Below are 22,316 nucleotides of genomic sequence, written 5' to 3' on the forward strand. Positions count from 1 at the left end.
GGGAGATGAGGAGTATGGATTTCAATATCATTCGTATTGCCAGAACGGTTATTAATGTGAAGGATTTAGACCGTTCAAAAGATTTTTATGTAAAAGCGCTCGGCATGATTGAAACGGAAACAAAGGACGACTGTGTTTATTTGAGAGGGCTTGAAGAACACACACACCACAGCTTGGTTCTTAAAAAGTCTGATAAGTTAGGGGTACATGCACTCGGTTACAAAGTAGCAAAAGAAGAAGATCTTGACCGTCTGGCCGAATTATTTCAATTAAAAGGCTTAAAAACAAAGTGGCTTAAGGAAGGAACTCAGCATGCTCTTGGGCGTGCACTGCATGTACATGATATTTCAGGGATGCCTCTTGAATTTTTCTGTAAGATTGAAAAAGCAGAGCGCTTACTTCAGCGCTACGACTTATACAGCGGTGCCCGAATTCAGCGGATTGACCACGTAAACTGTGCTGTACCGGATGTAGAAAAAGCTTACAACTTCTTTATCAACGAGCTAGGTTTTGCATGTTCTGAATATACAACTATAGAAGATGGTAATATCTGGGCTGCGTGGCTCCACCGCAAACAGACCGTGCATGATCAAGCCTTTATGAACGGAGATGGTCCGCGTCTTCATCACTTTGCTTACTGGCTACCGGATCCACTTGCTCTAATTCACTGCTGCGATGTTTTAGCTTCTCTTGGTTATTCAGAGAACATTGAAAGAGGTCCAGCTCGCCACGGCTTATCCAATGCGTTCTTCTTGTATTTAAGAGATCCAGATGGATACCGCATTGAGCTGTATAACGGAGATTACTTAACAAGTGACAATGACTTCGAGCCAATTCGATGGGATTTAAATGACCCACGTCGTCAAACATTATGGGGGGCAAAAGCACCGGACAGCTGGTTTAATGAAACGTCTCCGTTTTTAGATATTGAAACCAATGAACAAATTCAATCGACGGCACCAAACCTTGCACAGCGCAAACCAGAATTAGTTATTTAAATAAAAAGAATGGAGGAATTTCAATGGATGATCGTACATTTCGAGATGCCATGGGTAAATTTGCAACCGGTGTAACAGTTATTACAACGGACATTGATGGAGAGCCTCATGGCATGACAGCAAATGCCTTCATGTCAGTGTCGTTAAACCCGCAACTCGTACTAATATCGATTAAAGAAAATGCAAAAATGCTGGATAAAATTAACCGCTCCGGTAAATTTGCAGTGAATATTTTATCGGAAGACCAGCAAGAAGTTTCTATGTTATTCGCCGGCCAGATCAAAGAAAAGCGTGAACCAGAATTTGACCGACTAAATGAAATGTCGGTAGTAAAGGATGCGCTGGCGAATATTACATGCAATGTATATGGAAAGCAAGTAGCTGGTGACCATACGCTGTTCCTTGGAGAAGTAGAAGATATTGTCCTTCGTGAAGGAAATCCTCTGACATTCTTTGCAGGGAAATATGGCCAGCTCGCTGCACCGCAGTTAACTTAACATATAAGGAGAGGGCCAACGATGAAGACAATTTATATCAAAAGTTCAATTGATAAATCAAAGTTCACTGAATTAGAAGCTTGTGTTTTGGCCCTTGGTTTTTTTGATGGAGTTCACATCGGTCATCAAAGAATTCTTGAAACAGCAAAACAAATTGCTGTGCAAAAACAATGCGCCTTTGGTGTTATGACGTTTTATCCGCACCCAAAAGATATACTCTTTCCTCATATGGAGCCAATGACTTATTTAACTCCGCTTCCTTTGAAAGAAGATCGATTTGAAAAGCTGGGTGTTGAGAAATTATTTGTTGTTGAGTTTAGCCCTGAGTTTGCCCGTCTTTCTCCTAACGATTTTGTTGAACAATACATTATAGAACTTGGATGTATACATGTTGTAGCAGGCTTTGATTATCATTATGGCTATAAAGGACTCGGTAATATGAAAACGTTATCAGAGTATAATCCCGGAAGCTTGGAAGTAACGACTGTCTCAAAGATCCAACATTGTGATGAAAAAATTAGTTCAACAGCAATCCGAAAATTGCTTGATGAAGGTCATGTGCAGAAGATTCCTATGTACCTTGGCGATTTTTATGAAATTAATGGAGAAGTGAATCAAAGTTCTCTTTTTTACAAAAAACATCAGTTTCTTAAATTAATAGTAAAAAAGAGATACCGAATGCCTAAACCTGGTATTTACCATATTCAAGTTGAAATAGATGGTAAAAATTATGATGGAACCTGCCACCAAATATCTATAAATGAGCAACACTCTTCATTACTAATACAATTGAAAGATTGTTCTGTAAACCCATACAAGAAGCGGATTAAGGTAAGGTGGCTAGATTATAAATATGGCAAGCAAAATGAGTCATATGGAATGAATGAATACATGAAAAAAGATGAGCTAGTGATCTAATTAATAGTTGGATATAACAGAAAGGAGTAGAATATGAATTTAAAAGTGCAAGCAAGAAAGAAAAATTTATACATTGATGGTCAATGGCAAGAAGCCACTGAACATGCATCTCTAACATCTCCATACTCTGGAGATGTTATTGCATATATTCCTAAGGCTAATGAAAAAGAAGTGAATGAGGCGATTGAAGCTGCAGTTCGTGCAAAAACAGTAATGGCGAAAATGCCAGCTCACGAACGTGCAGCTATTTTGGAACGTTTGGTAGCTTTGTTTGAGAAGCGTTTAGATGAAGCTGCAGAAATTATCGCTTTAGAAGCAGCGAAACCAATTGCTACTGCAATCGATGAAGTGAAACGAACAATACAAACGTATAAGTTTGCAGCTGAAGAAGCAAAGCGAATTCATGGAGAAACGCTTCCATTGGATGCTGCACCAGGTGGAGAAAAACGAGTAGCATATACGGTGCGTGAACCTATTGGGGTTATTGGAGCGATTACTCCATTTAATTTCCCGATGAATTTAGTTGCCCATAAAGTAGGTCCTGCCATTGCCGCAGGAAATACAATTGTATTAAAACCGGCAAGTCAAACTCCACTATCTTCCTTCTTTTTAGCCGAGTTGTTACAGGAGGCTGGTTTACCTAATGGAGCTTTTAATGTTATTACTGGAAGCGGAAGAGTCGTGGGGGATAAAATCGTGACCGATGGTAGAATTGCAGCTATTACATTTACGGGAAGTCCAGCTGTTGGGATTGGTATTCGAAACAAAGCAGGACTGAAGCGCGTGACATTAGAACTGGGTTCAAATGCAGCCGTTATTATTGATAAAGGGATCGATATTGATTCAATTATTAATCGTTGTGTGAAGGGAGCCTTTTCTTTCCAAGGTCAAGTATGTATATCATTACAACGAATTTATATTCATGAAAGTTTGTACGAAACATTTGTACAAAAATTCGTTGAAGCAACTCAACAACTCAAAATTGGTGACCCTTTAGATCCAAGTACGGATGTTTCAGCGCTTATTTCAAAAGGAGATGTGGAACGTACTTTAGACTGGATTCATGAGGCGAAACAACATGGAGCAGAAGTAGCAACTGGGGGAATCGCAAAAGGGAATATTCTATTGCCAACGGTAATATTAAATGCAGAGTCTTCTTTAAAAGTTTCGTGTCAAGAAGTGTTTGCTCCAATTGTGATCATCAATAAAGTTCAAGCAGTAGAAGAAGCAATTGAGCAAGTAAATGATTCGCGATATGGTCTCCAAGCGGGAATATACACGGATAATGTTCATACAGCGTTAACTGCAGCTGAAAATCTTCATGTTGGAGGCGTAATGATTAATGACATTCCAACGTTTCGTGTAGATCACATGCCTTATGGGGGTGTGAAGGAAAGTGGAGTTGGAAGAGAAGGAATAAAATATGCTGTAGAGGAAATGACAGAGCTAAAACTAGTGGTTTTTAATAGAAATTAAAAATCGAAGAATTAGAAGCATTTAAGTACCCTATTAAATTATTAGGAAAGAGGTGCTATCAATTTGGAGCTAGTAAAAGAACAGAGTAGTGTAAAAAAAGACATCGAACAACAAGACAACAAACAAATAGATTATGACAAAATTTCCGCTTCGGAGGATTTTAAACAACTACTTTTATATAAGAAAAAGTTTATTATTCCATACACAATTTTTTATTTGGCTTATTCACTAGCTTTACCATTCCTAGCCTTGTTTACAAATCTATTAAACGTCCAAGTAATAGGAGACATTACGTTGGCGTGGATTTACGGTATTTCAATTATCTTTATGTCATTTGGGGTATGCAGTGTTTATGTAAAGAAGGCTGCTGAATTTGACGAAAAGGTAAAGCAAATCATAGTAAAAGAGGGGCTGTAGACATATGGGATGGGATATTATTCTTCTTTTTATACTCATGTCAATAGGGGTACTTTTCATTACGTACTATGCTTCAAAAAAAACAAAAACTGCAGGTTCTTTTTATACAGCTGGAGGTGGTCTGACTGCTAGGCAAAATGGTCTTGCTTTAGCTGGAGACTTTATGTCTGCATCTACCTTTTTAGGGTTAATTGGAGCCTTTTCTTTAACGGGATATGACGGATTTTTCCTCATGTACGGTGCCCTTGTTTCTTTTCTTGTCATTTTATTTTTAGTTGCAGAACCATTAAGGAATCTTGGAAAATATACGCTAGGTGATATGATTACTGCGCGATTTAAGTTTAAACAAGTACGAGGTGTAACTGCCTTCAATACAATAATCATCTCAGTTTTTTATATGCTCGCACAGCTTGTTGCTGCAGGAGCTTTATTCAAATTATTATTAGGTATTCCGTATAATATTTCAGTCCTTATTGTTGGTGTTGCTATGTTAGCTTTTGTTTTGTTTGGAGGAATGACCGCAACAAGCTGGGTTCAAATTATTAAAGCCGTTCTTTTAGTAGGTGGAACCTTTATTATGTTTGTAATGGTTATGTGGAAATTTAATTTTAATTTTATTGGCATTTTTACTGATATGAAAACAGCCACTCCTTTTGGAATGGATTTCTTAAATCCTGGTTTAAAATATAAAAACGGATGGGATGCAGCTTCTTTAACACTTGGGCTCATTCTTGGGACAGCGGGTCTACCCCATGTATTAGTTCGCTTTTTAACTGTACCTAATGCTCAGGTTGCCAGAAAGTCAGTTGTTTGGCTTATGTGGATTATGGGGCTATTCCATATTATGGTCATTTTCCTTGGGCTTGGAGCAGCAAAACTAGTTGGGACTTCGAATATTATAGAGGCTAACCCAGCAGGGAATATGGCAGCGCCATTATTAGCAAAGTTTATTGGTGGAGATTTTATGTTTGCTTTCATTTCTGCGGTTTCTTTTGCTACTATTCTCGCAGTTGTTGCTGGAATTGTAGTTACAGGAGCAACAGCATTTTCCCATGACTTTTATAACGAAATTTTAAAAGACGGGAAAGCAACCGAAAAACAGCAAATGTTTATGGTACGTCTTGCATCGATTGTCATCACTGCTAGTGCCGTTGCCTTATCACTATTTCTTCAAAATTTTAATGTTGCCTTTTTATCATCACTCGCTCTAACATTAGCAGCGAGTTCGAATTTACCAGTTATTTTATTAACTATTTTTTGGAGAAAATTCAACAAAACTGGAGCAATCTTTGGGATGCTTATAGGATTAATTAGCACGATTGGTCTGGTTATGTTAAGTCCAAATGTTTGGAATCCACAACCAGGTGTAGCCTTATTTACTGGTAATCCTATTTTCCCTCTTGCATCACCAGGAATTCTTTCAATACCGTTAGGTTTCTTAGGCTGCTATATTGGTACATTTATAGGAGCCCGTAAGTCAAAAAATGTAGAGGATAATTTTTCGGAAATTATCGTTAAGTCAAATATAGGTAATGATGTTAAAGGTGTAGTTAATCATTAGTAATAGTTTTGCAAGGTCAATAATATTAAGTAATTATCAGAAGAATTTACGAGTTTATGAGAGGAGTGAATAGTTATGAGTAAGGCAATTATTAAATTTAGTGAAACCCTTCACACAAAAGAAGTGGAGGTAGATCCTCAAAGCAATACAATTATTCTCGGTGATAGAAATTTAACCGTAGAACAGTCCTCTTTAGAGGCGCCAATTTCGGGTACAGTATATGGGGCTTTATTAAATTATAGTGGCGAGCTTAAGGCATTAGGTTCATCTTTAACAAAAGAACCTTATAAACAGCCTCCCAAAGCGCCTGTCTTATATATAAAACCGGTGAACACCATTACTGGATTTAAATCTTCAATTCCATTACCCGAGGATACATCTCATCTGCAAGTAGGTGCCTCATTAGGCATTGTCATAGGGAAAAATGTTACTCGTGTAACAGAAGAAAAAGCTTTAGATCATGTATTAGGATACACCATTGTAAATGATGTGAGTATTCCACATGAGAATTTTTATCGACCAGCTATTAAACAAAAAGCAAGAGATAACTTTTGCCCTGTAGGTCCATGGATTATTGAACGCGATGCAATCTCTGACCCTAATAAGTTGACGATTACTGTATTCGTTAACGATGAATTAAAACAAAAGAATACAACGGCCAATTTAATTCGTCCTGTATCGCAATTGATTTCTGAAATTTCGGAATTCATGACGCTGTATGAGGGAGATGTTTTACTGGTTGGGGTACCTGAAAATCCCCCGCTTGTGAAAGAGGGAGATCGAGTACGGATTGCAATCGATGGAATCGGTTATTTGGAAAATACAGTTAAATGAAAATCTCATTGTTTTGTAAAGGAGCGCGATTATTATGAAACATGCACGTGTAGTATTTCAGGATGTCATTCATCAAGCAATTGAAACAAATGATGGTCACCTGAAACTAGATAATGGACAAATTGTTTCTGAGGAGGAAGTGGTCTGGCTACCGCCTGTCCAACCTAGAACCATTTTTGCTTTAGGACTAAATTATGCAGATCATGCAAAGGAACTTGCTTTTCAAGCACCAACAGAACCTTTAGTTTTTCTAAAAGGTCCTAATACTTTGATTGGTCATCGAGATCAGACTTACCGACCGGCTGAGGCTACCAATATGCATTATGAATGTGAACTTGCAGTTGTCATTGGTCGTTCCGGGACAAACATTAAACGAGAAGATGCTTATGATTATGTAGCAGGATATACCGTTGCAAATGACTATGCCATCCGTGATTATTTAGAAAACTATTATCGTCCAAATTTAAAAGTGAAGAATAGAGATACTTGTACACCAATCGGTCCATGGCTAGTCGATGCAAAAGATGTTGAAGATCCTATGAATCTTACATTGCGTACTTATGTAAATGGAAAAGTGACTCAGGAAGGCACAACGAAAGATATGATTTTTAGTATTCCGCAATTAATTGAGTATTTAAGTAGTTTTATGACATTAAATAAAAACGACATTATCCTTACTGGTACTCCTGAGGGCTTAGTTGATACAAAGGAAGGAGATGAAGTCATTACTGAAATTGAAGGAGTGGGACGACTAGTAAATACCATTATTAGCGAAAAACATTTCTTAAAAACTAAAAGTGATAACGCTATTTTTAGTCAGTGAAAGGGATGAAAACATGCCGCATTTTATTGTTGAGTATACCGATAACATAAAGAAAGAAACAGACATTCCGAATTTGCTTAAAAAAGTGAATGATGTTTTGATTAGCCGTAGTAATCTTTTTCCGACTGGAGGAATTCGATCAAGAGCAGTTGAACTTCAAGATTACCGAGTAGCAGATGGAGCAGAAGATGATGCATTTGTTCATGCTATATTAAAAATTGGGGCGGGAAGATCGGCTGAAAATAAGAAAGAAACTTGTGACGAATTATTCGAAGTAATGAAGGATCATTTTGCTGATCTATTTACTAGACGATACCTGGCATTATCTATGGAATTGATTGAATTCAGTGAGGAAGGTACTTACAAGTATAACAATATTCATACACGTTTTAAAAAGTAAGAAGGCGTGTAAGTCGTTCATTCCTATTCTTTTATTTTTTTGCTTCTCTTAGCAATTATCATCCTGATAAGTATAGTTCCGCTTTTTACAATAAAAAACAATTAATACCGCTTACAATTTAGGTTACATCGCGTTAAGTATAGATTTTCATTTCAGGAAGGGGACTTTAAATGACAAAGAATCAGGCTTTAGATGTGAACTGCATTGAATGGGCAAGTAAAATAAACAAAAGTTATATTGGCGGTCAATGGGTAGAGGGTGGTAGTAAAAGAACTTATTCAATAAAGGATCCATATGATCAGTCAACTATTACATCTGTAGAATTAGCGAATGTAGAGCAAATAAAAGACGCATATCACAAAGCAAAAGTAGCTCAAAAGGAATGGGCTAAATCTACTCCAGAACAAAGAAGAGAGGTTTTAACGAAAGCATTAGACTATTTAGAGAAAAATAAAGAGCATATTTTGGAATTAATTACACGGGAAACAGGTGGAACACTACTTAAAGCTCATATTGAGTTTGGCTTTGGGGTTAGTGACATAAAAGATTCTATTAATATGGTTGATGAAATATACAGACCCCAAAATTATGCATCTACTACACCAGGAAAGGTTAGCCGTGTATATCGATTGCCTTTAGGTGTAATTACGTCCATCACACCTTTTAACTTTCCATTTAACATGGCAACAAGAACAATTTTCCCGGCCATTGCTCTCGGGAACAGTGTTGTTCATAAACCAGATCTCCAAGTTGGAATAGTTGGTGGACAAGTTTTTGCAAAGGCTTTCGAAGAAGCAGGACTTCCTGCTGGAGTGTTTAATTCAATTTTAACCGATCTTCAAGAATCAGAAGATGAATTCCTGTTAAATAAGAATTCTTCGTTTATCAGTTTTACAGGATCAACTGCAGTAGGAAAACATATTAATAAGGTAACAGGCGGAACATTAAAACAAATGGCATTAGAACTTGGAGGCAATAATCCTTTAGTAGTTTTAGGAGATGCCGACGTTGAACAAGCTGTGAGAGCCGCCATCTTCGGGAAATTTTTGCATAGTGGCCAAATCTGTGCGATTACAAACCGAATTATTGTTCATAGAGATATTTATGATGAATTTGTTGCTAGATACGTAGAAAAAGTAAAGGGATTAACAGTAGGAGACCCCAAGGACCCTAACACAATTATTGGACCTGTTATAAATGAAAAACAAGCTGATAAAATCATGGATTTAGTTAATAAAGCAAAGGAAAGTGGATTAAAAGTTGCCGTAGAAGGTGACCTTACAGGGAATGTTATTTCTCCATTTGTATTTGTTGATGTACCTAATGATTCAAGTCTTGCATCTTGTGAAATCTTCGGTCCTGTTGCACAAATTATTCCGGCTGAAAGTGATGAAGAGGCCATTCGTTTTGCTAATGACACGGAATATGGACTATCCTCTGCCATTATAACTAGTGACTTAGAAAGAGGGGAAAGATTAGCCCTTGAGATCGAATCTGGTACAACACATATAAATGATATGCCTGCAGTGCTAGAAGGAAATGTTCCATTTGGTGGAGTGAAACAAAGTGGAATTGGGCGATTTGGATATGAATGGATTGTAGATGAGTTTACTGTTACGAAATGGGTATCCGTACAGACAAGTAAATTAGATTATCCGTTTTAGGATTGCAGCGAAGTTCAAATTACTTACAGCTCGATACTATTAAGAGGATATTAATAGATTTGAAGATATTTCTCAATAAAGCATTGAACCGTTGTTAGAAAAGCCTGTAACCTTGAGTGACAAGGGATACAGGCTTTTAACTTACTATGAATGGGAAAGCGCTCTTTATAGCTGTTTTAAAGTCTGCCCGCTATTCGTAACTCGTCTACTTTTTCGAAGAATTTACCATCTTCATCAAATAAAAGGAACACTGAGGGGAAATAATTAATTATCTAAATTTTCCAAAAGTTTTATTGATTATTTTTCCTTTTTTTATTACACTTATTTTACGAACATTCGTAAACAACATTAGCAACTTTCAAACCGTTGATTTAGCTGTTATTCGATTAACCGAGGAAATTATCACATATTAAACATCGATTTGTAAGCGTTTACTAATTTGTATTAAAGGTGGTATAAAGTTGATTAATCCTTTAAATTCCAAAATAATTAGTTACTTGCCGTCTCAGCCTGACTTTGAATTTCAGACAGATTACTATACTGAACAAAAAGTTAGAATTAAACCAAATCAACCATCTATTCTGTTTTACCAATTTAAAATGGGAGGGGTCAGTAATCAAATTTCTGTTATCCCGGATGGGTGTATCGATATTCTCATTAATTGTGATCAGCATTACGGTAATATTTGTGGAAGCGTTACTAAAAGTAGAGAGATTAACCTTCTCCCAAACAGTACATACTTTGGGTTTCGTTTTCTGCCATGTCTAGATATTAAGAAAATAAAATTCGGTATAAAAGACCTTACAGATAAAGAAGTTTCCTTAAATGAAATGTTTCCTGTAAATACGAATATTTTAGAAAGGGTAGTAACCTACGATAGTTTTACGGAGAGAGTCAATGAAATATTGGGAAGTCAAATTTTTGAGATTGATAAATCATCAAAACTAATAAAACAAGCATTATATAATATATACGCGACAAGAGGTAATATTACCATAGCTCAACTTGCAGAAGAAGTAGGATATTCAACTAGATATTTAAGAAAACAATTTGAAGATCATATTGGAATTTCCCCAAAATTATTTAGCCAAATAGTAAGATTTCAATCATCACTAAATATGCTTCTGAGGACAACCCACTCTACGTTAAATGATGTTATTTATGAGAATGGTTATTATGACCAAGCCCATTTGATACATGAGTTTCGGAATTTTGGATGCATGACACCTTATCAATTAACTGGGCAAAAAAGTTGCCTGAAAACCAGCTAAATAATGTTTGTATAGCTCAAGCAATTACTTATTTAAGTAATTGCTTTTTTAAGTGCACCCGGCATGCGCATACTTGAAGAATCCTTGGGTGAAAATTTAGAATGTTCCGATTTTTACAATATCAAATTATCTTAATCTGATAATCTGTAATTAATATAAAGAATGCTTATTTTCCTACTACAGTTCTAAGGAAAAATGGGCAATCAACAAAATCAAAGAGGGGAGTCAGATGAATGACGAAATACTAACTGTTTATTAGTTGTAACTGGGTTGAGGCCGTGTTAGGCAGAACATTTTCGTTTATTAATCCCAGAACTGAAAAGTGAATTCCGTCTTATCCGAGGTCAGACCAGAAGATGTGGACCTCCAGTCAAAGCTACTAGGAAGGCTTTTGGCTGAAATGGTTCCATCGAAACATGGCCGTTTGCTATATAGAGCTGCGCTAAGAATGCGGGAGTATTTTGATTTTCTTGCGGAAGTAGAGTGAAAAGAAACTGCCTGCCTATCAAAGCAGATTTTGTGCAAGGTTCAATCTAAGATGATTTTATGGAGCTATTTGTAAAGAAAGCACAGTCGATATGGGTAGGAAATCCTCTAGGTCCGACAATCCAGATGGGTTCTCAGGTTTCAGATAAGCAATTACATCAATAGGTAAATGCATACAGCTTCTTAAACCATGCAGCATTTTTTGAAGGGATGAAACAAAATGGTTTCGGACGTGAATTAGGAGTGCGGGCTATGGAAATGTCCAGTTAACAAGCGCCTGGGTTGACTTGAATGAAAAAGTTTTGAATTGGTATGGAGGGTAACGTTTTGTATAAATAACAAAATTATAATAACGCCAATGGGGGTAGGGATTATAGAAACACAAAAATCAATAGGGAACATTCAAATTTTATCAGATGGGCAAAGTCTAAAAAGAAGTTTAAAGATGCGAGATTTAGTTATTTTTGGTCTTGGCTTTATGGCACCAGTTGCAGCGATGTCAATGTTTGGAATTATCACATTGGTATCTCAGGGCCATTCTGTCCTCTCATATGTTCTTGGTTTTGTTGCAATGTTATTTACGGCGTACAGTTTCGGTAAAATGGTTGAAGCTTACCCAGTTGCGGGTTCAACCTATACCTACGCCCATAAAGCGCTACACCCTAAAATAGGATTTATAGCAGGATGGGGAATGCTCCTTGATTATCTGTTGATACCCATGCTAACTTTTTTGATCAGTGCAAGTTTTGCAAACGCCCTTGTACCAAGCATTCCAGTTTGGGGTTGGGTTCTCATTTTCGCTATCCCAATCACGATTATAAATATAATTGGAATTGATATAGCGGCTAAGTTGAATTTAGTTTTAGTGCTCCTCATGATTATCGCGGTGATTGCCTTCGTTTTCAGCGCAAGTCACTATATTATAACGGGGGATTTAACTTTAATAAACTATAATGCAATTTATGATGGTGATTCATTTTCAATAGGAGCAGTTATTGGCGGGGCAGCTATTGTTATTGTCGCTTACCTAGGTTTTGATGCTATTACAACCTTGGCTGAAGAGACGAACGTAGGGGGGAATAAAATTGGTTTGGCCATTTTGTTTACCTGTATCATTCAAACAGTATTTTATGTTTCCGTAACTTATTTAGCAGTGATTCTTGTAGGGAACTATTTAACTATTGATAATCCCGACACAGCCTTCTTCAACGTTTTAGAGACGATAGGGGGCGGGTTCCTCCAGACTTATATTACACTTACGATTATCGCATCTGGAATTGCAAGCGCCTTAGCGAGCCAAGCAGCTTCAAGTCGTCTGCTCTTGGGGATGGGACGTGACAATGTCATCCCTCAAAAATTTTTTAGCTATATCCATCCAAAGTATAAAACACCAATTAATAATATTTTATTAATGTCAATAATCGGAATGATTGGTGCAATATCTTTGAATCTGCAAATTGTATCAGACTTAGTTGCATTTGGTGGATTATTAGGATTTGCTTTCGTGAATATTTGTGTAATTAAACACTACTATTTAAAAAATAAGCAAAAAAATATCGTTAAATATTTGATTGTTCCATTAATTGGAACGTTGGTTTGTCTTTATATATTGTGGGGGCTTTCAACAGCTGGAAAAATAGTTGGATTTACCTGGATGGGAATTGGTGTGTGTTATTTAGCGATTCGATCCCTGTATTCAAAAGAATCCAAGAAACTCTTAACAGATATAGAAGGGCAGAATGTTAGTTAAATGCGCTAACGAATGTGACAATCCCATATGGTGTGAAAATTGCAAATCAAGGAGCCGCTCTGGAAAGCCAAGCATTAGCTAAAGGAATTAACGTTATTGGGGGATTTGTGACATATAAAGCTGTAGCCGAAGCTCATGGCTATTTATATACCCTTATTGAGAGCCTGATAGAGTGTGAAAGGGTAATTTCATAAATCGATAATTAATTATTAAATACCTAGGGATGCTTAATTATATTTGTCTATTAAAGGAGGAATAAAATATGCAATACGTTGCAAAGCGAAATAACCTAAGCAAATTGGAATTATCAGAACTGGATAAAAAACATTATTTGCATCCAACGACACCACCAAGAGCTCATTATTTATCAGGGCCTTCAACAATCTTTAAAGAAGGCAAAGGAATTTATCTGAAAGACATAGAGGGGAAAGAGCGTATTGATGGGGTTTCGATGCTTTGGAATGTAAACCTTGGCTATGGGAATGAAGAGCTTGCTGAGGTAGCAAAACAGCAGATGTTAAAACTTTCTTACAGCTCTTCATTCAGCGGACAATCCAATGAGCCCGCTATCCTTTTAGCACAGAAAGTGGCTTCATTAGCACCTGGTGATTTGAATGTTTGCTTCTTCACATCGGGAGGCTCGGAATCTAATGATACTGCGTTTAAACTAGCCCGTTTTTATTGGAAAGTAAAAGGTCAGCCAGAGAAAACTAAAATTATTTCTCTTGAACAATCATTCCATGGAGTTACAGTAGGAGCCACAAGTGCTACCGGAATCGAGGGATTCAACAAATTTACGACTTCCAATGCTCCGAACTTCCTTACAGCTGCAGCGCATGTTTTGAATGCAGAACTTGGTGACAAAAGTGATCCAAATTACTCGCGTTCTATTCGTGGAATAATTGAATCAGAAGGATCCGACACCATAGCTGCTGTCATTCTGGAGCCAATCCAAGGCGCAGGCGGGGTAAGATTTCCTCCTGACGGATACCTTCAAGCTGTTCGCAAACTTTGCGACGAACACAACATTTTGCTTATTGCAGATGAGGTGATTTGTGGGTTTGGAAGAACCGGAAAGACCTTTGGTGTTGATAATTGGAACATTGTTCCGGACCTTCTATGTGTTGCAAAAGGAATCTCAAGTGGCTACGCTCACCTGGGTGCCGTAATTATGAGAGAGCATGTAAGAGAAGCATTTATTCAATCAGATGAAATGATGTTCCATGGATTCACATATAGTGGACATCCAATGGCTTGTGCGGTTGGCTTAAAGACACTTGAGATATTAGAAAGAGATCAAATTGTTGAGAATAGTAGACTTCGTGGTGAAGAATTATTAAAAGGACTTAAGTATCTCGAAAGCAATCATAAACATATAACGAATGTAAGAGGTCTCGGTCTACTTGCCGGTATTGAGCTAGTTAAAGATCCTGAAAAAGGCATCCCATTTGATCCGTCGGTACATGCCGCAGCTCTGTATACAGATATATGTATGGACTTAGGGCTGCAATTGCGTTACTTCGATTGGAAGGGAACAAATACGGTTGCTCTTGCTCCACCGCTTATTATTACAAGCCAACAGGTTGAAGAGATTATTTACAGAATGTCTGAGGCTCTTAAAATGTTCGAAAAACAGATTTAATTCAAGCTAGCAAAATCTATTAAGATTATTGATAGTAAATTACTATCGTTATTCAATTATAGGACGCTTTTCCTAAGTATAGGAAGTGTCCTTTTTCATATATTTTAATGATTTACATGATTCAGTAATTTATTATTACCCATGATCCGATCCTTGAATATCCTCGTATGAGAAAGACCCTCCACGAACAGAATCGATTCTAGATTAATGTAATTCGACAGCCGAACGCCAGCAATGGTCATGTAAACATCGTATGTTAATGCAATAGATGATAAAAAGTAACTGCACAATATGAGGGAAGAAACGATTAAAGGGTCACTAGGCAAGAAGCGACCCTTTAAAGAGGTGAGAAAGACTGATAGTTTTGTATTGATATGCTAACAGTTTTCATTATTTAAGAAAGTAGCGCCGATAATAATTAGAAGAATGAATAGAACAACAATCAGCGTAAATGATGAACCGTGGCCACGGCTATAGCCACCATAACAGCCACAATTAAAATTACCTGCGTTTCCATAGTATCCCATAAAAAAATCCTCCTTCCTACAATATATAATATGTAGGCTGTTGAGAAGGAGTGGGGTATTCATCCATTCAACAATAGGCATTAAAAATTAATCAAGTTAGTAATATTTTTGTGGGATAAGACAATAAAAAAGGTCACTTAGGATTGAACTGACTACTCCCACAGCTAAAGCAGTGGGGTTCTTATGTACTTAAGAGAAGCGTTACAAAGCTCTCCACAGATGGTGGTAGAACGGTATTTCCACTAAAAAAATCCTTCGTGACGCTGTTTTTCGTAAATAAATGAAGACCCCTTTTTTCTATTTTTCAATAATTGTTTGCACCGAATTTTACTTGCACATTTGCATCCTCGCATTCTTTTTTAACCAGATAAATAATCTCATTTGCTCGAGATTTTGATAATTTATTTGCCACCACTGTTACGGAAATGTTTTCTCCTTCTATTCTTACTAAAGCATCGGGAAAGCCTAATGATTTAATTTGCATCTCAAGTATTGCCTCTGTAGATTCTTCCTTATTGAGAGTATCGATTTCCATAGACGCTGTATTTTGATCCTCAACAAAATACTCATTTGACGTTATTTTTTGCGTTAACTTTTGGCGAAGTTGATTTCTTTCGTTATTAACTTGTAGGCGTGTTTCTTCAAATAAAGGGCTAGAAGAAGATACTTCCTTCGTAACAGTCTGTATTGCAGCTTTTTGATCTGCATCTACAGACAAGATAATATCCTCTTTGGATTGTTTTGGTGAATCCAACAAATAAAACACTGAAATAACCGCTACTAGAGTTAATAATGCAAGTAACCAAGACGATTTACTTTGTAGGTGCATTCACTGTCCCTCCCTCAATAAATTTGGTTAAACACCACTAAGCATCTTTTCAATGTATGTTTTATGAGAAATTTATTTATAAATATGCTGACAGTTAAACGAAAACAACTCATTTTGTCTATCCGATTTGTCGAAGCCGCTTTAAATTATCAAAATTAAGTTTCGTCTTCGCATTTAAAATAGGTGTCATGAACGAGTGTATTGCGTGTTTGGCTACAGGGGAAGAATACTAACAACTAATAAAAGGGTACTAGAATAATTTTTTGATTCAGTACCCTTTTGTTGATTATTTTTTTCATCAAACTATAAGAATAATAAGCCAAATAAAGAAAGGAGTAGAGAAATTCCGAGGATTGTCCCAACAACTTTCATATGTCTTTTTCGCCCCATTACAACAATTGCAACATATTCACGAACCATTGCGTTGGGCCAATAATAAAATGCTGTTTTTGAACCGATACCTTGGCTATTCAGACCAGCTTGTCTAGCGTATAGACCGGCACGGAAAAGATGGAAATTATTTGTTGTAAAGATGCTGTTGTATTTACCATCTGGTTTTAACGTATCCATAACTTGTTTCGAAAATAACATATTTTGATAGGTGTTTACAGAACGATTTTCTTGCATAGTATGCTCAAGAGGAATGCCTTTTTCAACAGCGTATTTCTGCATCGCTTCCGCTTCAGGCAGATTTTCATCGGGACCTTGTCCTCCAGAGAAAATAATTGATGGTGGTGTGGTAACCGTTGCTTGTTTCTGATAAAAATCAATAGCTTTATTAATTCTACTGGCAAGAAGTGGTGGTACTTTATCGTTAATTAAACCACTGCCTAGTACGATGATAAAATCTTGGTTATACTTTGGTTTATTAAACTGATAGAGGAAATATGCAGATAGAAAGTTTGATAAATGAATCAAGAAATAAAACATTATAAGCGATATTCCACCAAACATAGGTTGAAATATATTAGATAACAAACTGGATGGACTAATAATAGGCATGACAATAAATAATAAAATAATAATAGCTACAATTAAAGTTAAGGAATTTGCTAAGCGTCTTCCTTCTCTTTTCATTAAAATTCTTGCGTTAAGAAATAGACCGAACATTAAAGTTACAATTCCAAAAGGTATAATAAAGAAAAGTGCTATTAAAGGAATAATAACTAAAAGCTTTATAGTATTGTTTTCAGATGCTAATGAAATAATCGTACAAAATAAAAGAAATGAACAGAAAAAAATATTAAATAAAAAGCCATTTACAATCTTTCTGGGATCTTTCAAGTAAGAATACAAAAAAATAAAAAATAGGATAAGCGGAATAATCCAAAAATACATAAACCTACACCTCGCCTATATAGTATTGATCGTTTTATTTTTAAACTTCTATATATTAGCATAGATTTTTGAAATTACATCCTTTTTACGTAATCCTTACATAAACCTTAAAAAATATTGTTAATTGCACAAGATAATTATTGCCTCATCATCAAAAGTTGTGGATGACATTTGTTAAAACGTATGCTATTTATCTTCATTCAGTAGAAAACTCCTATCTCAAAAGGGGTGAGATGAATTCGTCTTTGCAATAGGTGTTCAAATAAATAGAGGAACTCCAGTCTAAGAACGCCGCGTTCTGTGGCAATTTATCTGTGCGAAAGCAAAGTGATAGCAGCAATTACGCTATTGCGAAATTGAAAAGAGTTGATTGGAGTGGAGACTGGGCGACTCCTTGGGGATTAGCGTCACAGATGAGACCCTGCAGCGAAGCGAAGCGGCTCATCGGACGCCCCCAGGAAAGCGCCCAGTCGGAACGGAAATCAACCACACGTTATGGTGATAAGCTAATTTTTTGTTAGTTTGATAAAATTATGAAATTTTAAAAGAAAAAACAATTCAAGGAGGGAACTATATTGATAATTATGGAAACAGAAAGGTTAGAATTACGAGAACTAAACGATGATGATATTTCTGTCCTTTATTCAATTTTTTCAGATGCTGAAACAATGAAATATTATCCATCACCATTTAGTTTAGAACAAACTAAAAATTGGATTGAAAAAAATAAAAAAAGATATCGAGAAGATGATTTTGGTTTATGGGGTGTATATTTAAAAGAATCGAATGAATTAATTGGAGATTGTGGACTCGTTAAACAAATAGTTGATGGAGAAACTGAAGTGGAAGTAGGCTACCATATTCATAAAAAACATTGGTCTAAAGGATATGCAACTGAAGCGGCTAAAGGTTGTGTAGAGTATGGATTTTTACAGTTAGGACAAGAAAAATTAATAAGTATTATTGATCCTAAAAATGAACCATCAATTCGAGTGGCTGAAAAAAATGGTTTTACGATGGAGAAGGAGTCGTTTATTTTTAATAAAATTCATCATATATATTCAGTACAAAATTATTAGAATACTAATTGGTAATTAATATTTAGTATAAAAGAATAAGTTGTAATTGTAAGACATAATGAGGATTAAGTGATTACAATTACAACTTTTTTTAGATGGAAGTTCCTTATTTCTGTCTCTATTCCTTATTCATTTTCGTTTAGTAGCTTTAATATCCGTTTCAAATTGACAGCGAATATCGTTGTAGCACCTTGAATTTCCATGCCAAATAGACCCGCTGTCGATGCCGTATCGTACCCGTGTCCGTTTATTAATTCACTATTCTTCGCTTCTACTTTGTAGCGATTTGCGGCTAATTGCTTAAAAGCTTCCGTATTTTGAAATGCCTCTTGTTCGGCATGTGTATCTGACTTAATTGTGACAGAATACGTTTTACTTTTTGCGCCTTCTTTATAACAGCCCTCTCTCATTGAACATACTTTGCATTTTTCAATATCAAAATAATATGTCTGACTTTGACTCTTACTCGTTCTTTTTTACCCGTACATGCTTTTCTTGTCGCGAGATGGCCGGCCTTACAAACAAACATTCCAGCATCTTTATTAAACTCAAACTTGTCTTCTTCTTTTCGTGGTCCTTGTGTAAGAATAGGATTCAACTTTGCCACAAGGGCGATTTTCTCTTCTTTAGCATATTCGATATTTGCCTTTTCAGAGTAAGCTGCGTCTCCAATAACTGTAATAATTTTCATACCTGCTAGTGTGCTTTTTTCAATTAATTCTTGAAGATATTTCCCATCGCTTTTTTCATCTGTTGTAATGACAGCCGATATTTGTGCAATTTGTGGTTCCTTTTCAATGACTGAAATGACTCCCTTACAGTAAGCTAATTGATCCTTCACAAGGAAAGCGTGACTAAAATAATAGTATGATACATTGCGTTGTTTGGAGAAGCATCGCTCGACTCCTGCGGGAAAGCGAGACAGACGAGACCCCGCACGAAGCGAAGCGTAGGAGGAGGCTCGGCGCTCGCCCGCGGAAAGCGAGCGGAATGCTTCGGAAAACAACAGTAGAGTCACAGTGCCAAATGAAAAAAGCGAGGTATTCAACGATTTAATCGTTGAATACCTCGCAATGTGAGAAGATATGGACTTTTTCAGTGCCCTCGCATTTGCAAATCATTCATTTATTTTTTCATTCTCCGGTTCTAAGTGAATAAGAATATTGGCTTGATGAAATAGGGTATTAATCTTTTCTTCAATACGATCACATAAATTATGAACGGTTTCAATGCTTTCATTTGATGCTACGACTAAATGGAAATCGATGTATTCTTCCGCCCCAGAACGTCTAGTTCGAAAATCGTGATACTCAATGTATTCATCTTTAAATGATTCAATAATTTGAATAATTTGTTCTTCCTCTTCCTTTGATAATCGGGCATCCATTAATGGAGGAAATGTTTCTTTCATTAGTTTGAAAGCTTCCATCATAATATAACATGCTAATATTATTCCGATGATTGGATCTAAAATGTACCAACCAGTTAAATGGACAATCAGTAAACTCAAGGCAACACCTAATGATGTATAGACATCTGTAAGTAGGTGTAGTGCATTTGATTTCATGGCAACGGAGTTGGTATTCTTTGCAGTCCTATAAACAATCCTTGAAACAAAAAAATTAATTAAGGCGCCTAATAACATGACCAGTATTCCTAGAACTGGGAGTTTGATTGGTGTAGGAGTGATAATTTTATGAATACATTCATAAATAATCCAAATTCCAGCAACAAAAATTAAAAGTGTTTCAATTGTCCCTGATATATTTTCAACCTTTCCATGTCCGTAGGGGTGCTCTTTATCCGCTGGTTTACTGGAAATTCGTACGGAGAGAAAGGCAATAAAAGAGGCGAGTAAGTCTAGAAGTGAATGGATTGCCTCCGATAAAATTGCAACTGATCCTGTGAACAATCCAACGATAATTTTTAATATGACCACAGTAGAATTACTTAAAACTGATAAAAATGCAATTTTTGATGAATTCACCTGAAATCACCTCCTGATAAATATAAACCTATGATACCAAGTAAACTTTGAGTGGGTCTATAGCAACGTTTTTTCCTAACTCCGATTAAATAACTAGTGTGAAAAAAAGTTGTATAAAGGAAAAAGACATAACCATCTTTTTTTATAAAAATCGTACAACCAAATGAGTGCACTAGCTAAGGTGTTTGGGTTAAAATCGTATGCTAATAAAGTGAGAGAAGAATAATGACTATATTATGTGTAGATGCGATAAGTTTACTTAAGAAATTAAAGTGGTTTAATTCCTAGGATTAAATATCAATATAGATTTTCAATTGTTCGCTTTTTTGTCATGAAATCCAGATTATAGATAATAAAAAAGAAAAGGAATTGCTATCCATTTTCTACCTTCGATATAATAATAAAATAGTGGTACCAAATTGGGTTAGTAAAGAGGCGGTTAGTAAAGTGGATTATATTCAAATTACTAGAAACAATATTGAACAGGAGCATATATGTTGCGCTCTCGGTTCGAAGCAATACGAGGAAGCGGTAAAGGAAAAGAAAGAATGGTTGATGAACCGTATGGATGAGGGGCTAGTTTTTTATCGTCTAAACGACCGGGCAAAAGTGTTTATTGAATATTTACCGGCAAATCAAGCTTGGGTTCCTATCGATGCACCGAATTATATGTATATTAATTGCCTATGGGTTTCAGGTAAATTCAAAAATCAAAACCATGCTAGACAACTGTTTGAAAAGTGTAAGGAAGATGCATTAGCGCAAGGAATGGATGGCATCGTACATATAATAGGGGAGAAAAAGCTTCCATTTCTAAGTGATAAGCGTTTTTTTGAACATTTGGGATTTGAAATTGTAGATCAAGCAGCACCTTATTTTCAACTAGCTGTCTATAAATTTAACGATTGTGCCGACGATCCTTCCTTTAAACTGCAGGTGAAAAATCCTTTATCTAATAATAATGGTATTGTGATATACTTCACTGCCCAATGTCCGTTTGCAGTAGGCGTTATAGATGATTTGAAAAAATTAGCAGAGAAAAGGGGCATTCCTTTTCATGCATATCAACTAAGGACGAAAGATGAAGCACAGAATGCACCTATCATATGGACTACCTTTGGACTGTTTTACAATGGTCATTTTATGACACATGAAATACTGAGTGCAAATAAGTTCGAAAAATTATTAAATACATTATGAAAAGGGGATTTATCTCCTTTTCATGAACATTAAAATTAGAGCAAATAAACAAATACCTATAATAGAACCTAGAGTAAACGACCAGGAAAAATAATTGAAAAAGATGTATGCAATTAATAATGCCAGTATATAGCCGAGAGCAGTGCCCAGCAATTGTTTTTTGATATTCAACAATCTCACTCCTTACTGCGTGATAGTTAAAATACTTATTTATATTTTATAGAAATATTAGGTAAATATCCATAACAATCAAGATAAAAGGAAGGGGATATCAGTTTTGAAAATTAGCAAACAGTATGCAGAACATTATATATGGGGAGAACAATGTGATGGCTGGCATTTAGTGAAGAATAATGATCTCAGTATTATCCATGAGCGTATGCCTGCTAAAACAGTAGAGGTAAATCATTATCACCATCATGCACAACAATTTTTCTTTGTACTATCTGGAACAGCAACAATGGATATCGGCGGAGAACGAATTGTGTTACAAAAGAATGAAGGAATTGAAGTGCCGCCCCTTAAACCGCACCAGATGCGTAATGATTCAGAGGAAGAGGTAGAGTTTTTAGTCATTTCACAACCAAATAGTAGGGGCGATCGTATCCAACTATAAAGT

At 36.1% G+C, this 22,316-nt stretch carries 20 protein-coding genes and 2 pseudogenes; 17 read left to right on the plus strand and 5 right to left on the minus strand.

Annotated elements, in window-relative coordinates; genetic code table 11:
• Positions 1-14: 14 nt before the first annotated feature.
• The 14 genes and pseudogenes from hpaD to ACIQ7T_RS11410 all read left to right on the plus strand — a co-directional run bounded on the left by hpaD (position 15) and on the right by ACIQ7T_RS11410 (position 14,737).
• A complete protein-coding gene (hpaD, locus tag ACIQ7T_RS11345) occupies positions 15-998 on the plus strand; it encodes a 3,4-dihydroxyphenylacetate 2,3-dioxygenase (RefSeq protein ID WP_402870382.1) in 984 nt (327 codons plus the stop codon).
• A gap of 23 nt (positions 999-1,021) precedes the next feature.
• Positions 1,022-1,495 (plus strand): flavin reductase family protein, encoded by a 474-nt coding sequence (locus tag ACIQ7T_RS11350; RefSeq protein WP_370079493.1) that lies wholly within the window; start codon positions 1,022-1,024, stop codon positions 1,493-1,495.
• Between the two features lie 21 nt (positions 1,496-1,516).
• Entirely contained in the window at positions 1,517-2,413 is an 897-nt protein-coding gene (locus ACIQ7T_RS11355) for a cytidyltransferase (protein WP_370079492.1), read from the plus strand.
• A gap of 33 nt (positions 2,414-2,446) precedes the next feature.
• Complete coding sequence (locus ACIQ7T_RS11360; protein WP_370079491.1) at positions 2,447-3,889, plus strand: aldehyde dehydrogenase family protein; 1,443 nt, start codon at positions 2,447-2,449, stop codon at positions 3,887-3,889.
• 63 nt (positions 3,890-3,952) lie between these two features.
• On the plus strand, positions 3,953-4,306 hold the full coding sequence (locus ACIQ7T_RS11365; RefSeq protein ID WP_370079490.1) for a DUF485 domain-containing protein: 354 nt from the start codon (positions 3,953-3,955) through the stop codon (positions 4,304-4,306).
• A 4-nt stretch (positions 4,307-4,310) separates the two neighbouring features.
• Entirely contained in the window at positions 4,311-5,867 is a 1,557-nt protein-coding gene (locus tag ACIQ7T_RS11370) for a solute symporter family protein (RefSeq protein ID WP_402870385.1), read from the plus strand.
• 75 nt (positions 5,868-5,942) lie between these two features.
• Positions 5,943-6,701: a fumarylacetoacetate hydrolase family protein gene (locus ACIQ7T_RS11375; RefSeq protein WP_402870388.1), complete on the plus strand. Its 759-nt coding sequence runs from the start codon at positions 5,943-5,945 to the stop codon at positions 6,699-6,701.
• Positions 6,702-6,735: 34 nt separating this feature from the next.
• Positions 6,736-7,524, plus strand: a complete 789-nt coding sequence (locus ACIQ7T_RS11380) for a fumarylacetoacetate hydrolase family protein (protein WP_402870390.1) — start codon at positions 6,736-6,738, stop codon at positions 7,522-7,524.
• A gap of 13 nt (positions 7,525-7,537) precedes the next feature.
• Entirely contained in the window at positions 7,538-7,924 is a 387-nt protein-coding gene (locus ACIQ7T_RS11385; RefSeq protein ID WP_370079486.1) for a 5-carboxymethyl-2-hydroxymuconate Delta-isomerase, read from the plus strand.
• Between the two features lie 170 nt (positions 7,925-8,094).
• Positions 8,095-9,588 carry an aldehyde dehydrogenase family protein gene (locus tag ACIQ7T_RS11390; protein ID WP_402870393.1) on the plus strand — a complete coding sequence of 498 codons (1,494 nt, stop codon included), beginning with the start codon at positions 8,095-8,097 and terminating at the stop codon, positions 9,586-9,588.
• A 461-nt stretch (positions 9,589-10,049) separates the two neighbouring features.
• On the plus strand, positions 10,050-10,859 hold the full coding sequence (locus ACIQ7T_RS11395; RefSeq protein ID WP_402870396.1) for a helix-turn-helix domain-containing protein: 810 nt from the start codon (positions 10,050-10,052) through the stop codon (positions 10,857-10,859).
• Positions 10,860-11,790: 931 nt separating this feature from the next.
• A complete protein-coding gene (locus tag ACIQ7T_RS11400) occupies positions 11,791-13,095 on the plus strand; it encodes an APC family permease (RefSeq protein WP_402870398.1) in 1,305 nt (434 codons plus the stop codon).
• 2 nt (positions 13,096-13,097) lie between these two features.
• Positions 13,098-13,289 (plus strand): annotated as a pseudogene (locus tag ACIQ7T_RS11405) (alanine dehydrogenase); the annotation flags it as partial.
• 68 nt (positions 13,290-13,357) lie between these two features.
• A complete protein-coding gene (locus ACIQ7T_RS11410; RefSeq protein ID WP_402870401.1) occupies positions 13,358-14,737 on the plus strand; it encodes an aminotransferase family protein in 1,380 nt (459 codons plus the stop codon).
• A 377-nt stretch (positions 14,738-15,114) separates the two neighbouring features.
• Here the strand turns inward: ACIQ7T_RS11410 and ACIQ7T_RS11415 are convergent, their stop codons facing one another.
• The 3 genes from ACIQ7T_RS11415 to ACIQ7T_RS11425 all read right to left on the minus strand — a co-directional run bounded on the left by ACIQ7T_RS11415 (position 15,115) and on the right by ACIQ7T_RS11425 (position 17,431).
• Complete coding sequence (locus tag ACIQ7T_RS11415; RefSeq protein ID WP_370079481.1) at positions 15,115-15,264, minus strand: YjcZ family sporulation protein; 150 nt, start codon at positions 15,262-15,264, stop codon at positions 15,115-15,117.
• A 304-nt stretch (positions 15,265-15,568) separates the two neighbouring features.
• Entirely contained in the window at positions 15,569-16,093 is a 525-nt protein-coding gene (locus ACIQ7T_RS11420; protein WP_370079480.1) for a SpoIIIAH-like family protein, read from the minus strand.
• 303 nt (positions 16,094-16,396) lie between these two features.
• Complete coding sequence (locus ACIQ7T_RS11425; protein WP_402870406.1) at positions 16,397-17,431, minus strand: ElyC/SanA/YdcF family protein; 1,035 nt, start codon at positions 17,429-17,431, stop codon at positions 16,397-16,399.
• Between the two features lie 584 nt (positions 17,432-18,015).
• Between ACIQ7T_RS11425 and ACIQ7T_RS11430 the strand changes: the two genes are divergently transcribed.
• On the plus strand, positions 18,016-18,510 hold the full coding sequence (locus ACIQ7T_RS11430; protein WP_402870436.1) for a GNAT family N-acetyltransferase: 495 nt from the start codon (positions 18,016-18,018) through the stop codon (positions 18,508-18,510).
• Positions 18,511-18,635: 125 nt separating this feature from the next.
• Here ACIQ7T_RS11430 and ACIQ7T_RS11435 read toward each other — a convergent pair.
• Positions 18,636-19,279, minus strand: a pseudogene (locus ACIQ7T_RS11435) (transposase); the annotation flags it as partial.
• Positions 19,280-19,627: 348 nt separating this feature from the next.
• Positions 19,628-20,497, minus strand: a complete 870-nt coding sequence (locus tag ACIQ7T_RS11440; protein ID WP_370079478.1) for a cation diffusion facilitator family transporter — start codon at positions 20,495-20,497, stop codon at positions 19,628-19,630.
• 447 nt (positions 20,498-20,944) lie between these two features.
• Here ACIQ7T_RS11440 and ACIQ7T_RS11445 point away from each other — a divergent pair, with 447 nt between their 5' ends.
• Entirely contained in the window at positions 20,945-21,697 is a 753-nt protein-coding gene (locus tag ACIQ7T_RS11445) for a GNAT family N-acetyltransferase (RefSeq protein ID WP_370079477.1), read from the plus strand.
• A gap of 277 nt (positions 21,698-21,974) precedes the next feature.
• Entirely contained in the window at positions 21,975-22,313 is a 339-nt protein-coding gene (locus ACIQ7T_RS11450; protein WP_370079476.1) for a cupin domain-containing protein, read from the plus strand.
• Positions 22,314-22,316 lie beyond the last annotated feature (3 nt).

Source organism: Lysinibacillus sp. NPDC096212 (assembly GCF_044763105.1).
GTDB lineage: Bacteria > Bacillota > Bacilli > Bacillales_A > Planococcaceae > Lysinibacillus.